A 14,182-nucleotide genomic window follows, 5' to 3' on the forward strand; every position below is an offset into this window, starting at 1 on the left:
ATGGCTTACGGCACAATGTGAACAGATATGAACAGAAAGAGAACACCATCAGGATGCCGCATCACATTGTCATTGTTGAAGATGAACCCGTTACCCAGGCGAGGTTACAGGCATATTTTGAACAGGAAGGTTATCATGTCTCTGTCACCGCCAGCGGAGCTGGTCTGCGTGAAATAATGTCACAACATCCTGTCGATCTCATTCTGTTGGATATCAACCTCCCGGACGAAAATGGCTTAATGCTGACCCGCGCCCTGCGCGAACGCTCAACGGTGGGGATCATTCTGGTGACAGGTCGTAGCGATCAAATTGACCGGATCGTTGGCCTGGAAATGGGCGCTGATGATTATGTCACCAAGCCACTGGAGCTACGTGAACTGGTGGTTCGGGTTAAAAATTTGCTCTGGCGTATCGATCTTGCCCGCCAGGCACAGCCGGAGACTAAAGATAACTGCTATCAGTTTGCCGGATACTGTCTGAATGTCTCCCGGCATACCCTGGAGCTGGGAGATGAGACGATCAAACTCACCCGCGCCGAGTATGAAATGCTGGTCGCCTTTGTCACCAATCCGGGAGAAATTCTCAGCCGCGAACGTTTACTGCGTATGCTTTCGGCACGACGGGTAGACAATCCAGACTTACGCACCGTAGATGTACTGATCCGCCGTTTGCGCCACAAGCTACGGGCTGATTTACTGGTGACACAGCACGGCGAAGGTTATTTTTTAGCGGCCGACGTGTACTGATACAGATAAACCGGACGGAACCCGCCAGGAGACAGCGAGCGTTGAACATGCTGGCTGTCGGCATTTTTCGGGGTGAGCACCAGGATCGGCGGACTGATATTTTCCGGTACCGGTTGCCCTTGTAGCACCCTGATCGCCTGTTGAATCGCCAGTTCACCTTGCCAGACCATCTGATCGCTGGCAGCCATAATGATTCTTTCGCGTTTAAGTCCGCGATACACCTGATGCGACAGGTAAAAAGAGACCACGGTTAGCGGCGTCCCCGGATTCCGCTTCTCTCCCATCGCCGCTTCCGCAGCAATTGCCGTACCGGCAACCACATCGACATCCGGGTGACGCTCAAGCATCTCCTGCAACAGGTTGCGCTGAACTTCAATATCATTATCCCCCAACGCCACATCCACGATGTTCACCTGACTACCGGCAATCGCCTGACGGAATCCTGCCACCATTTCGCGGCTGCCTCCGGCGTCATCAGGTCCTGGCAATAGCAGAACCTTTAACGGTTTGCCGCCGCTCCACTTGACCAGATAGCGGCCCGGCTGATACCCCATCTGGAACCACGGAACACCGACCCGTGCTTTCACCGTCGGATCGTGTATCGCATTCACTACCTCAATGACCGGCAACGCGCCTACCTGCGCGGAAAGATCCGGGAAAGTCGTCGTGCTGCTACCCAGCAATATGGCATCTGCTCCCCATTGCTGGCACTGGGCGATTTGTGTTTTTTGCGTGGAGAACTGACGATACCCTCCCGCCTCTAACACCTTCAGACTTACTCCGTATTTTCTCGCCGCCTCAAGCATGCCGTAATTCACTGAAAGCCAATAGGAGTCTTTCAGGCTGGGATACAGCGCGCACAGTTTCCAGACTTTGTTTGCAGTAACGTCCGATTGCAGTTCCGGGACTGCCTGCTGCGTATCCTGCCAGCGCAGCAATGCGGCCCCAGCCGCATGACTCAAACCGGGAAAAAGCGTGATTAACAGGAAAACCAATACGCGCATGATAGCCTCAACATTGATAAGGCTTTATCCTAGTTGCTTTCCTCTTTTGGACTCAACCTTTTTAATCTGTGGCGACCAGACAGTGAATTTATCTCTGACCAAACGACTGTGGATAGGCTTTGCGCTGATGGCGGCACTGACTCTCATCAGTACGCTGACAGGCTGGTATAACTTGCGTTTTGTCAGCCAGGTTGAGCAGGCCAATACCCAGGCGCTAATTCCAACCATGGATATGGCACGCCAGCTCAGCGAAGCCAGCGCCTGGGAACTGTTTTCCGCACAAAATCTGACCACCGCAGACAATGAAAATATGTGGCTGGCTCAGGGGAGAATGTTAACCGCCCAGAGTCTGAAAATAACCACATTACTCAGAACCCTTCGAGAACAGGGCTTTGATACTTCTGCCATTGAACAGCAGGAGAAAGAAATCGCCCGGTCGTTAAGCCACCAGGGGGAGATGGTTGGCGAACGCCTGAAATTACGCGCTCAACAGCAACAACTCAGCCAGCAAATTACTGAGGCCACCGCTGACGTTGCCGAAATGGCACGCGGTCAGGCCAGTAATGCCGCCACGTCGGCGGGTGCGACACAGGCCAGCATTTATGATTTGATTGAGAGCCATCAGGGACAGGCCGCTGAACACGCGCTGGACAGGCTCATCGATATCGATCTGGAATATTATAACCAGATGAATGAACTGCGCCTGAGTGCGCTACGCGTGCAGCAAATGGTGATGAATCTGGGGAATAACCAGGCGCAGAATAACCTGGCTGCGCTGGAAAACCAGTTGAATGCCGCCGTCAGAGTACTTCAGCGCCGACAAATACGTATTGAAGATCCCGTGGTGCGCACTCAGGTGGCCAACACCGTCAATACGATTAGCCGTTATGTTGAGCTGCTGTCCCTGTATCGCCAGGATAATGACATCACGACCCAATTGCAGATCTTATCGCAGAATAATATCGAGCAATTTACCCGTTTCAGTAGCGAAGTCAGCCAGTTGGTGGAAATCATCGGCCAGCGTAATCAAAGCGGACTGGCACATCTCAAACAGGCCAGCCAGCGCGGGCAACACTTGCTGCTGCTGTTAGGTGGCGTGTCATTATGTTTGCTGATTCTTATACTTTGGCGTGTGGTTTATCGCTCAGTCACTCGACCACTGGCACAGCAAACCCAGGCGTTACAGCGTCTGCTTGAGGGGGATATTGACTCCCCATTCCCGGAAACCGCAGGCGTTCGTGAACTGGATACCATCGGGCGGTTGATGGATGCCTTTCGCGGCAGTGTTCACGCCCTCAATAGCCATCGCGAACATCTGGCTGCACAGGTTAAAGCTCGCACCGCCGAGCTGCGTTCTATGGTATCTGAACACCGACAGGCCCGTGCAGAAGCTGAAACAGCTAACCAGGCAAAATCGGCGTTTCTTGCCGCCATGAGCCATGAAATACGCACCCCGCTGTATGGTATCCTCGGCACTGCGCAGTTACTCTCAGACAATCCCTCCCTGGCACAGCATCGGGAAAATCTACGCGCAATCACCGACTCGGGCGAGTCTTTGCTGACCATCCTCAACGATATTCTGGACTATTCCGCCATCGAAGCCGGTGGAAAAAATGTGGCGATAGGCGATGAGCCTTTTGAACCCAAACCCTTGCTGGAAAGTACGCTTCAACTCATGAACAGCCGCGTTGCTGGTCGCCCGGTCGTGCTGGTTGCGGATTTTGCCGATGACGTTCCCGCTTCCCTGCGTGGCGATCCGCGCCGCATTCGGCAAATCATTACTAATTTATTAAACAACGCACTACGCTTTACCGATCGGGGACACATCATCCTGCGTAGCCGATGTGAGGGCAAAAACTGGTACATCGAGGTTGAAGATACGGGATGTGGTATTGACCCTGCCCGCCAGCACGATATTTTTCAGCCGTTTGTTCAGGTAAGCAGTAAACGAGGTGGAACCGGACTCGGACTAACCATCAGCGCCAGTCTCGCTCAGGCAATGCAGGGAGAGCTGAGCGTCACCAGCACGCCCGGCGTCGGGAGTTGTTTCCAGCTGCGTCTGCCATTGCGGGCAACCACGATGCCCATCATGAAACCCGCACAACGCTCCATATCGTTACAGGGCTTACGCTTATTGCTTATCGAGGATAATCCTCTTACACAACGTATCAGTACTGAAATGCTCATCCTCAATGGCGCACAGGTTACTGCTGCCAGCAGCGCCGCTGAGGCGCTAAAAATATTGCAGGAAGATACACGCTACGATGCTGCTCTGGTTGATTTCGATCTTCCTGATATCGACGGGATCACGCTGGCGCAGCAGTTAGCCCACGACTATCCGGCACTTAGCCTGATCGGCTTTAGCGCGCACGTCATCGACGAAACGCTAAGCCAAAGAACCAGCACCCTGTTCCTTGGCATTATTCAAAAACCAGTCCCCCGGGATGAACTCAGTCGACTTATTACGCATTATCTGCACGGTAGTGCGACTCTCCCGCTTGCATCAGAAAATGACAACAAACGGTTAGATTTTCAGCAATTGGCTGGAGATATCCAGGTTATGGGGTGGCAAAAGGTGCACGAATGGTTAGCGCTCTTTAAGCAACACACTCTTCCTGTATTAGATGAGATTGACGCTGCCCGCGCAGCACATGACGACGAGCGGATAAAACGTCTGACGCATCAGCTAAAAAGCAGCTGCGCCAGCATGGGAATGCGCTCAGCCAGCACGATGTGTGCAGCACTTGAACAGCAGCCGTTGGGTGATTTTTCACTCAGAGAGGAGATCCAACAAAGTCTTTATGAGGTAGAACGTTGGCTGGAAGCAGAAAAACCGTCCCGCGCGTAACGATACGTTGAAGCTGAGCATAGGGACTGACTTTGAATGGTACGCCCTGTAGGATTCGAACCTACGACCTACGGCTTAGAAGGCCGTTGCTCTATCCAACTGAGCTAAGGGCGCATTGCGAAGTGATTACTTCATGCAGATGAAACGCGTGAATTATACGGTCAGCGCCTGCTGAGTCAATGCCTTTTGTTTCAGTTGCTGGCGAAGTGAACGAATGTTGATTTTTTCTGCTTGTTCAAGGGTATCCAGGAAATCGCCTGGTAACAACTCAGCCCACGAAACGCCAGATTTAGGGATACATGTATTTAGAATATTTATGATTTTGCTTAACATTCCCTTACCCCTCCAGCGGTTCAGGAACTCTTTAATGTTAAGTATCGCCATCAAGGAAGAAAACAGTCACTTCGAACATGGACTAAAAATTATCATCTCCCATTTGGCAAATCAGTGGCATCAGGAGATTTGCTTTTTGCCTGTCGAGGATATCGATCGCGCTGACATCGCGTTTATTTCCCTGGATGAAGATTGGCTCAGCGCCGATTGCTATCAGATTCCGGTCCATACCCGCCGCCAACACCGGGTTGTCATCTGCAACAGAAACGATAAAGATAAGCTGATGTTCCGGCCCTGCCTGTACATGTTGCCACTGATCTATCGGGAAGATGACGTTGAGGAAATGACTAAAAAATTAGTCCTCATCCTGCAAAAACGTGCGCTGCGCAACAACGTGCCCGCAACTATCTGCCATTACTGCACCACTCGCAACTTTTCTATCGAAGAACGTCAGTTCTTAATGTTTCTCGCCAGCGGCTATACCTTAGCCGAAACGGCCCACTTGCTCTCGGTAAGCGAAATTCAGGCCAAAGCCACCCGTCGCAGCATTATGAAAAAGCTGCATGTGAAAAACGATCAGCAATTCTTAAGATACATCCGGGCGCATCTGAACTTTCTACAAAATTAGGTGGCATCTCTCTGCCTGATTTTTTATTGAGAAAAATCTCATCACCAATTAAGTATCGGCACCTACTGTACCTATCTCCATGCTGCCAGAATAATCCTGGCTTACTATTTCCGGGGTAACAGAAAGACACACCCGGTAATATTTTATCTAATCCCATAGAGAGGTTGAACTGGATAAAACGACTTTTTGGGCATTGAGTAAGACATCAGAAAACTTCCGGCAGATTATTCTGATGGGATACGCAATTGCCAGTCTGATGATTGCTGAAGCATTGAAACCCAACAGCACAAGGAAACTCGCCTTTACGCTGGAGAAAATTTGGGTCAGGGATGTTTATAGTCGGCAATTTATCCAGACCTGCCGCAACAGAAATGGAATGGAAAAGGATGCACAGCGCAAAACGCCGGGATCGACATCGCCGTATACGAAACACTAACTGTACCTGGCAATATCCTCACTACACATCACAGGTATTTGACCAACTTGAGTATCTGACGCAAAAACTCGAATACACATTACCGAGTGACACTATATCTCAGGCGATTATTACGACAGATTACTATCTGGCCTATGCGCTGGGTCGACATTTATTTTCAGGAGCACGTACCGCGATCTTCCAGACGATTGAATCGGCCAAAGTCAGCCTGCGAGAGTCGGTAATTAGTCAGTTAGTGGTTGATATGGAAGGTTTAACAATCTCTTATTTTGATGTTCTGGAGTATCTGCGCCAGCTAATTAAACCGCGGAATAACATCCAAATCTTCATATTGCTTTCCCGCCACGATGAAGACCTAATCCCTTTTATTTCTCTGTCCGGTCCATTTTATATCTTGTCACGTAGCCTGCGCCTCCCGGAGATGCGCCGCGCTTTATTGTCGCCAGTCCTTAACTATATTCACTCCAGGCACATAAACCAGCTCGATTGGGAGATGGTGGAATTACTTTTACAAGGTAACTCCTTAAAAGAGATTGCTTTGTTACAAGCTCGCCCCTACCACCGTATCATCTATCGCCTGAACCAGCTGATTGCGCGTCTGGGCTTAGCAAACCGGCAGCGTTTTTTGCACCTGATACATCGCCTCAGCGTTACCTCTGCTCATTTAATTTAACACCCTAACCCTATGTGCCATAAGATTTTTTAGGAAATTACTTATTTTTATATGAGATAAAAGATCTAAATTTCACAACTATTTAATATTTACAACTATTCCTGGTATTATGCTAACTTCCACCACCCCAGTAAACCATACTGATTCTGTGCATATCAGCACAAATAGCGTCATTCCCACCTTAACAAATCCTAAACAATTAGTTTATTGTATTGTTTTTACCATTTAAAAATTTTTTTCAGTCTGCCATAATTCAAACAGCAGTAAAATAATGCCAATAGTCATTAACACATCTGGATCTTTTAGAACATCCTAACTGACATTAACAACCTGAATGTTGTAAGCCTTTTCCGAAAGAACAGAGCAGGTATAATCCCCATAGTTTTCTGATTAATTGTTAGTTTTCCCAGTGTGAAATGGATTTTCCACAAATTCATTGTTCTGTAGAAGAGCAACCGAATAAACAAGGATGAAATAATATTTATTCGACTCTCCCTCAGAACAACCCTTGGCTATTTGACAATATTATAACGCCTGATGTTTTATAAAATTATCAAGATACGCATACAGTTTGAGGCATACAACAATGAAACCAGCATCCGTTATCATTATGGACGAACACCCTATTGTCAGAATGTCGATAGAAGTACTACTTGAAAAAAACAGTAATATCCAGGTTGTGTTGAAGACCGATGACAGCCGTACGGCAATAGAGCACCTGCGCACTTACCCTGTCGATCTTGTCATTCTGGATATTGAACTACCTGGTTCAGATGGATTTACATTACTCAAGAGAATAAAGTCTCTGCAGGAGAATACTCGGGTGCTGTTTCTCTCCTCCAAATCGGAGTCTTTTTATGCCGGGCGTGCTATCCGGGCCGGTGCAAATGGTTTCGTCAGTAAACGAAAGGATTTAAATGATATCTACAATGCGGTAAAAATGATTTTATCGGGATATTCTTTTTTCCCTTCAGACACCCTTAACTTCATTAACAATATAAATATGAAAAAAGGTGTATTGAATGACATGCCGCTCTCTAATCGCGAAGTTACGGTTTTGCGTTATCTGGCAAATGGGCTCTCTAATAAGGAAATTGCTGAGCAGCTGTTACTCAGCAATAAAACGATTAGTGCTCACAAAGCTAACATCTACGCCAAACTCGGCTTGCACACTATCGTTGAGCTGATCGATTACGCAAAAATGCATGAATTAATGTAATAGCACTCCCGGCGAGACTTCGTTCGGGAGCGTTTTATCCGCGCATTGATTAGTTATAGTTAATCATAAATGTGGCATCGGCCCTGGCGAGGCCTGGCTGAACCCCGTCTGCTAACGCGATATAGTTGGCGAAAAAGGTCAGCGTGGCATTGCCGTTTTCATCAATCCCTACGGTTTGGCTGGCCTGCTCGAGCGGTAATCGCGTACGGTCACTGTCATGCAGTTCGATCGCCACCTTTTGCGCCATCACCGCGTCATCAAGCGCCAGCAACGTCGTACCCGGGGCCGGAGTACCAGAAAACGTTATTGACGCGGATCCCGGCGGGCAGCCTTCCAGCTTCAGCGTAAACGCGACTGGTTGGGTAGTATCCCCGCTGGTCTGTAACTGCTTTGTTGGCCAGGTGCCCAATTCAACCGACTTATTGCTGTCGCTGGCAATCACCGCACAGGTAAAGTCCACCACGTTTCCGCGCAGTTCAATATTGATTTCGCCCAGCGATGAGGCCGCATGGCACAACGAGCTGAATGTCAGTATGGGCAGCATCACCAGAAGCGCCCATGAAGTTGGCGTTTGCTTGTTAGTCATAATCTACTCGCAGATAGCCACGGGCAGTAAAAGGCCCTTCGGTAGGTTTATTCCCCGTCACGCTGACCGGCCATGTCCGAATACTCACGTTTGCCGCGGCGTTATCATCCAGTTGAAATGGGATCGTGCTGGACAGATTATTGGGCGTCAGCGGTCTACCGGTTTTGTCGGCGACAATGAACCCTAAGTCAGGATTGTCTGATACCATCATTTGCCCAGAGGCTTTCTCGGCCTCTACCCGCATGGTTAAGTATGCCTGTGCAGCGACGTTGGTGCATTTTATCGCCACCGTTTTGGTCTGCGGATTAATGCCTTCGGGACGGTTTCCTGCCCCCGCCTTGCTGAACAACGATGCGCCAATATCGCCAAAATCAAACTCGACAATCTGCCCTGCGTTCACCTCACAGTTTTGTGGCACCTCCACCTTACCGCTGTAGCTGATGGTATAAACCGGCGTGCTTAGCGCATCTCCAGTACTGGTCGTGACATAGACTCTGAACATGGTCTGGCGCGGGATCGGCACCATGTTAATAAACGAGCGGATCACTTTGAGTTTAAACACCAGGTTTGAATCCTGTACGCCAAAAGGCTTCTGCTTCGAAACGTTCGAGTCAACGCCCATACGGATATAATTTCGCGGAGGATAAAACAACCCGGCATAGCTGTCGGTGATGCTCATGGCCCCCAGCAGGTAGTCATTGAGCTTCAGATACTGAAAACCACCCTCGGTACTTTGAACCGGAAGTTCAGTGACATAGCTTCGATAGGTGTAATTCACCGTTGTCCCAGCCGGACAGGTGGCATTAACGCCAACCCAGCCCGATTTTTCCGGTAACGTCACCACCTGCCCCGGCTGATTATTGCTGCTGTTAAAGACGTTCGACAGATCGTAAAAAACATCCGTTGGTGTGCCATTCGAGTTTTGACAGACCGTCGCCCAGGACGAATGAGCCATCAGCAGTAAAGCGCTTCCCAGTAACAAACCTGTTTGTCGTTTCATCGTATTATTCCTGTCGTGCCGTTGGAGATTCGCACGTCACGTTCGTGAGCGTCACCGCCTGTTTCAGACTCTCCTCAGGCAAGGCATAGTGCGCCACGCAGCGAGCGTTAGCGCTTTCCCCCCATTGGATCAGCAATTCGCCTTTTAGCGGTAAGCCGCTCAGGTAGATTTGTCCGTCTTCGCCCACCATACTGGTCACGCCGCTGGTGTTTTCACGCACAACGGATCCAAATGGCACAGGTTTACCTGCATATTTCGCGGTTATCAGCGCCCGCACGCCGATACGTGTATCAAACGCGGCTCGCACCAATGCCCCTTGCGTTGGCACGACGCTGCTAACGTTATTTTCCACATCGGTATTGTTGTTCATTGAATTGGTATCTAACGCGACGCGGTTATAGCGATAAACGGTGGCATACGGCATCACCGCGTATCCGCGCCAGTCGGTTTGCACGCCGGTCTGGTTTTCTATCCGCACACCCTGCGCGCCAGGTGCTTTAACCAGCACATTGGTGTCCCCCAGCGGCTGACTGAGCGTAATACCGTCCGCATGCCCCACCACGCCACCGGAGAGCTGCCAGTTATAGTCATGCTGATCGCGATCGTAGTTGTATCCCACGCCCAGCGTGCCATAAGCCGCCTGCCAGTTGGCGCTGGCGTTTCCGCTGTAACCGTTGGTGCTGCTGTGCCCCTGATTCACGCTATAGCTCAGGTTGCGTCCATCCAGTAACGTACCGCCGATCCCGCTCTGCCAGCTGTTTTGTCCGTTGCTGTTGCGGTTGGCATTAAAAGTGGCGTAGGTGCGATCGAGCGCGTTATCACGCGAGTAGCGCCGTCCGCTTAGCAGGCTGAACGGCACTGACATATTGAATGCCAGAATACGGTCGGTGTCGGAGATGCCTACCGATTCATTCCACGACCAGGAGAGTGAATAGCTAATTCCCTGCCAGCCGCTGGCATAGCCCACCTGATACCAGGTATTGGTGTCTGAGGTATTCCAGTACGTTTGCTGACTCCCCGAAACATACAGCGAGCCGTAGTCTCCCAGGTTCTGCGAAATGTTAATCTGGAAGCGGCCCTTTTTGCTGTAACTCAGGTTGTGGTAACTCTTCACATCGGGCACGTCGTGGCGATTGCCTTCGCTGTCGTATTCATACTCATACCCTTCCATGCTGCGATACGCGACATCGTCGAGGGTATAGAAGCCGCGCGTTGAGTAGCGATATCCCAACAGCTGGAAGTTTGTACCAAAGTTGTTCAGCGATTTTGCATACAGAAAACGCAAAGACTGCCCCTGATGCGTACTGTCATCCGCCAGTTGACTGCGCGCATGGGTTAAATCCACAGAAACCGCCCCCCAGTCCCCCAGGTTTCGGCCGGTGCCTAAAACTACCGCGGTGTAACGTGAGGCCAGCTGCGTACCGCCATAAGCGGTGTAGCCTTCTGGTAACCCGGCAATTAATGTTCCCTGGAAAAAGAACGGTGAAGATTGCTGGCTATTGCCGCTGCGAAAATCCCCGGCAACCACGTCGTATTTGAAACGCCCTTCTCGTTGTAACAAGGGAACCGTGGAGTACGGCACCGTATAGCGCTGCTGGCTGCCGTCCTTTTCGTCCACCGTCACCTCAAGGTCACCGCTGGATGACGTCGGGTTGAGATCGGTTATCGAAAAAGCGCCCGGTGAAACATAGCTTTGATAAATCACATAGCCATTCTGACGAATGGTCAGTTTCGCTGCGGTACGCGCAATGCCGCGAACGGTTGGCGCGTAGCCCTGTAAGCTGTCGGGATACATACTGTCTGAGGAATAGAGCCGCGCCCCGCGAAACCCGACGCTGTCAAAAACGTCGTTGCCGGTGTTGCTGTCGCCCATCACCAGTTCACCCTTCAGCGGGATAATCGCGCGCTGAAGCCATGTACCGATATTTTTCCAGCTTTGTGAGTGGTATCCGTCACCTTTGGAATAGCTCCATGCGCCGTTATTTCTCAAGCGCCAGGGGCCATAGTTCAGGCCACTGAGCATACTTAAGAAATAGCTGTCAGTGTCACTGCCGCGGCTGCCGGTAAAGCTGTAGTTGACCAGCGCAGCCGGGATCCCTTCATCCCACTCCTCCGGCGGAATATAGCCACGCGCGCTGTTTAACATTGACGCCTGCGGCAGGCTGACGTTTAAGCGCAGGGTAGAAAAATCAAATGCAATCTCACTGCCAGGAATCGCCTCAGGTAGATTGATGCAGGTATCGTTCGGATCCTTACTGAGTGCCGGAAATGCGGTGATATTGACGCCAAGGCGCTTCACCCAGTCGAGTCCAAAACACGGCATCAGCCCACCAGACTTCTCCCCGGCTTTTCCCGCGCTGGTCGTAAAACGAATATCCTGAGTGGCAACAAACTCATCGTTGCGCCAGATATCCACACGATAAACACCTTCAGGCTGATGATTGCCTTTTTCAAAACGTGATAAATCCGCCACGGTTGCCGTATCCGCAGATAAAAAGGCCGGATTAAAATAGCTTTCCCCATGGCTTAAAGAGGGAAAAAGCGCCGCCAGCGTGGACAACGCCACCCCCGCCAGCGGTGGCGTAACCCCCGGTAACAGGCCAGGAAAATACGTTGTCTTATTCATCGTTATCTCAACGCACGCTAACCGTTTGGGCCGGGGTCACGGCGCCATAATCATTGACAGTCTGGAACGTGACATTGCCCTGAACGCCCGTTGGTAGCAGGACCTGCGCATCACTTTTCGGCGCGACCATCACGTTATCAACCTTCGTTTTCCCCACGTTGAGATTGACCAAGGTGACGTAATACGCTGACGGATTATTGATTTTCAGGTGGTTGCCGGTACGGGAGAATTTCAGCATCCCGGGCGCATCTTCCGGAATTTGCGGCAGATTATTCGGACGGACAAAAAGCTTGATGCGGGACAGAATCGCCAGTTGCAGAACGTTTTTACCCTCAAGGCTGTTTTTATTGACTGACGGAATGGCTTTCACATTCATCCAGAACAGCGATTCACGGTCTTTGGGCAGCGGAACACCTGCATAGATGATACGCAGCGTGTTTTCGCTTTTGGGTTCGCTGACGAACAGCGGAGGCGTAACCACAAACGATTTTTCTTTAACGCCTGCGCTATTCTCGATCCATGAATTGACCAGGTAACGTTCTTTGGTATCACTATTGCTAATAGACAGGGACGTTTGTTTGGCATCGGCTGGATAAATAACGCGGGTGGCGCCTAATGCAATGCCTCCGGCAGCCTGAACACTGGCAGCAGAAAATAAGGCCAGTAAAAGGATAAAACCTGATTTTAGATAATTAAACATAGCTACAAATACCTTTGGTGTGATTATCGTTGGGAAATTAATCAGGGATAAACCAACGTAAACCACACGTCTGAACGAAGCGTTCCCGGCGTTATATTTTCCGAGACAGCCCGATAACGAGCAGTGAAATGAAACGTCATCTCTTGCGTTATAATCGGTGCATAATGAAGCGGCAGCGCATTCGGAATAATTTGCCGTTGGCGCTCATCAAATAACGCCAGACCGATCCCCGAAGCCGCAGACGCATCACCACTGGCAAGAAAAACCTGCGGATCTTCTGCTGGTGTCACACCTGCAAACGCAATCCCAACGTGGTCATAAACATCGGAGCTGCATGACGTTAAGCGCAGTGAAAACGGCACGCTGGTAGAGGCAAAGCTTCCCGTCCCGGAGAAAGCATTAGTGCGATACTGCCCCATTTGCACCCGCAAATTTTGGCTGTCGGTAGCGACCGTACAGGCACCATTGACGAGCTGCCCCCGTAAGTGAAGGCGACCACTTTCCAGTATTACCGTATGTGCAAACACAGGCAGTACGCACAGCATCCCCGCCAGCGCCACGCCTTTCCCTATCATCTGCCGCATCCTTCATCATCCCCGGAAATTGCCTCATCCAGTGAGGCGAACGTCATCCTTGCGCAAATCAGAACGGCTTATTCGTACTTCATGATGAACGTCGCGTCGGCATTTGCCTGACCCGGCGTAGCGCTGGTGGCAGTGGCTTTGTAACGCGCAGAGAAACGCAGGGTGTTGGTCCCTTCTACCAGCGCCTGAGCGGTAGAGAAGGTAGCTCCATCCGGCTTCAGCGCGGTGGACGTATTGTCCAGGATCTCAATCCCGACACCGCTGGCAGTGGTACCGTTATCTGCAGAAGTGACAGCCAGCAGGTTGTTGTTGGTAATATCGGATTGACCAGAGAAAGCCACGGCTGCGGTTGCGGCAACTTTCGGGTCACAGTCATTTAGCACGATGGAGAACGGAATTTGCGCCGTTGTATCGCCAACTGCGGTAAAACTGGCGGTACGATACTGGCCTAAGGTGACAACCTGATCGGATGACTGAGTACTGACTGCACAGGCTGCATTGACCAGTTCACCTTCAAAATGCACAGTACCGCCGCTAACGCTTACCGGATCGGCTGCAACCGCTGCACCTGCAACTAACATCAGGCTGGCAATAACAGAAGAGGTCATTAATTTACGTTTCATGGATTTCCCTTGAATTACACACATCCGGCTCCGGCGTCCTGCGGGATCCGTTTGAATCATTATCGACATTAAATGTCAGGCTAATTATCTCTGCATCCTGTAAAGATATATATCGCAAGAGAATTAGCTAACCTTTTACTCCAACTCTCCTGAGTATTTGATTCACTAATTAATCT

13 protein-coding genes and 1 tRNA gene are annotated in these 14,182 nt (G+C 50.5%); 5 read left to right on the forward strand and 9 right to left on the reverse strand.

Annotated elements, in window-relative coordinates; genetic code table 11:
* Positions 1–53 precede the first annotated feature (53 nt).
* Positions 54–746 carry a two-component system response regulator TorR gene (gene torR / locus OGY04_RS12565; protein ID WP_020996565.1) on the forward strand — a complete coding sequence of 231 codons (693 nt, stop codon included), beginning with the start codon at positions 54–56 and terminating at the stop codon, positions 744–746.
* Here torR and torT read toward each other — a convergent pair.
* Positions 719–1,750, reverse strand: coding sequence for a TMAO reductase system periplasmic protein TorT (gene torT / locus OGY04_RS12570; RefSeq protein ID WP_048214755.1), 1,032 nt, complete (start codon positions 1,748–1,750; stop codon positions 719–721). The two genes, torR and torT, sit on opposite strands and share 28 nt — an antisense overlap.
* Positions 1,751–1,832: 82 nt before the next feature.
* On the opposite strand from torT, the gene torS reads away from it, so the two are divergent.
* Complete coding sequence (gene torS / locus OGY04_RS12575; RefSeq protein WP_286585352.1) at positions 1,833–4,598, forward strand: TMAO reductase system sensor histidine kinase/response regulator TorS; 2,766 nt, start codon at positions 1,833–1,835, stop codon at positions 4,596–4,598.
* A 37-nt stretch (positions 4,599–4,635) separates the two neighbouring features.
* Here torS and OGY04_RS12580 read toward each other — a convergent pair.
* A tRNA-Arg gene (locus OGY04_RS12580) sits at positions 4,636–4,712 on the reverse strand.
* A 39-nt stretch (positions 4,713–4,751) separates the two neighbouring features.
* Positions 4,752–4,931, reverse strand: coding sequence for a hypothetical protein (locus OGY04_RS12585; RefSeq protein WP_003831122.1), 180 nt, complete (start codon positions 4,929–4,931; stop codon positions 4,752–4,754).
* A gap of 34 nt (positions 4,932–4,965) precedes the next feature.
* Between OGY04_RS12585 and fimW the strand changes: the two genes are divergently transcribed.
* The 3 genes from fimW to fimZ all read left to right on the forward strand — a co-directional run bounded on the left by fimW (position 4,966) and on the right by fimZ (position 7,887).
* The gene (fimW, locus tag OGY04_RS12590; RefSeq protein ID WP_008784010.1) at positions 4,966–5,559 is read left to right on the forward strand and encodes a fimbria biosynthesis transcriptional regulator FimW; all 594 of its coding nucleotides are present in this window, start codon (positions 4,966–4,968) and stop codon (positions 5,557–5,559) included.
* A gap of 386 nt (positions 5,560–5,945) precedes the next feature.
* Positions 5,946–6,668 (forward strand): fimbria biosynthesis regulator FimY, encoded by a 723-nt coding sequence (gene fimY / locus OGY04_RS12595; RefSeq protein ID WP_128612050.1) that lies wholly within the window; start codon positions 5,946–5,948, stop codon positions 6,666–6,668.
* Positions 6,669–7,254: 586 nt separating this feature from the next.
* Positions 7,255–7,887, forward strand: coding sequence for a fimbria biosynthesis transcriptional regulator FimZ (gene fimZ / locus OGY04_RS12600; RefSeq protein WP_003831119.1), 633 nt, complete (start codon positions 7,255–7,257; stop codon positions 7,885–7,887).
* Between the two features lie 49 nt (positions 7,888–7,936).
* On the opposite strand, the gene sfmF is transcribed toward fimZ, so the two are convergent.
* From sfmF to fimA, 6 genes are all read right to left on the reverse strand, one after another.
* Positions 7,937–8,431, reverse strand: a complete 495-nt coding sequence (gene sfmF / locus OGY04_RS12605; protein ID WP_187392937.1) for a fimbria assembly protein — start codon at positions 8,429–8,431, stop codon at positions 7,937–7,939.
* 34 nt (positions 8,432–8,465) lie between these two features.
* Entirely contained in the window at positions 8,466–9,473 is a 1,008-nt protein-coding gene (fimH, locus tag OGY04_RS12610) for a type 1 fimbria D-mannose specific adhesin FimH (RefSeq protein ID WP_048214757.1), read from the reverse strand.
* Between the two features lie 4 nt (positions 9,474–9,477).
* Positions 9,478–12,099, reverse strand: coding sequence for a fimbrial biogenesis usher protein (locus OGY04_RS12615; protein ID WP_057067808.1), 2,622 nt, complete (start codon positions 12,097–12,099; stop codon positions 9,478–9,480).
* Positions 12,100–12,106: 7 nt separating this feature from the next.
* Complete coding sequence (gene fimC / locus OGY04_RS12620; protein WP_008784004.1) at positions 12,107–12,799, reverse strand: type 1 fimbria chaperone FimC; 693 nt, start codon at positions 12,797–12,799, stop codon at positions 12,107–12,109.
* Positions 12,800–12,840: 41 nt separating this feature from the next.
* On the reverse strand, positions 12,841–13,374 hold the full coding sequence (gene fimI, locus OGY04_RS12625) for a type 1 fimbrial protein subunit FimI (protein WP_032942585.1): 534 nt from the start codon (positions 13,372–13,374) through the stop codon (positions 12,841–12,843).
* A gap of 77 nt (positions 13,375–13,451) precedes the next feature.
* Positions 13,452–14,006: a type 1 fimbrial major subunit FimA gene (gene fimA, locus OGY04_RS12630; RefSeq protein ID WP_032934356.1), complete on the reverse strand. Its 555-nt coding sequence runs from the start codon at positions 14,004–14,006 to the stop codon at positions 13,452–13,454.
* Positions 14,007–14,182 lie beyond the last annotated feature (176 nt).

The sequence above is a fragment of the Citrobacter sp. Cpo091 genome, assembly GCF_030332645.1.
In the GTDB taxonomy this organism is placed as follows: domain Bacteria; phylum Pseudomonadota; class Gammaproteobacteria; order Enterobacterales; family Enterobacteriaceae; genus Citrobacter; species Citrobacter portucalensis.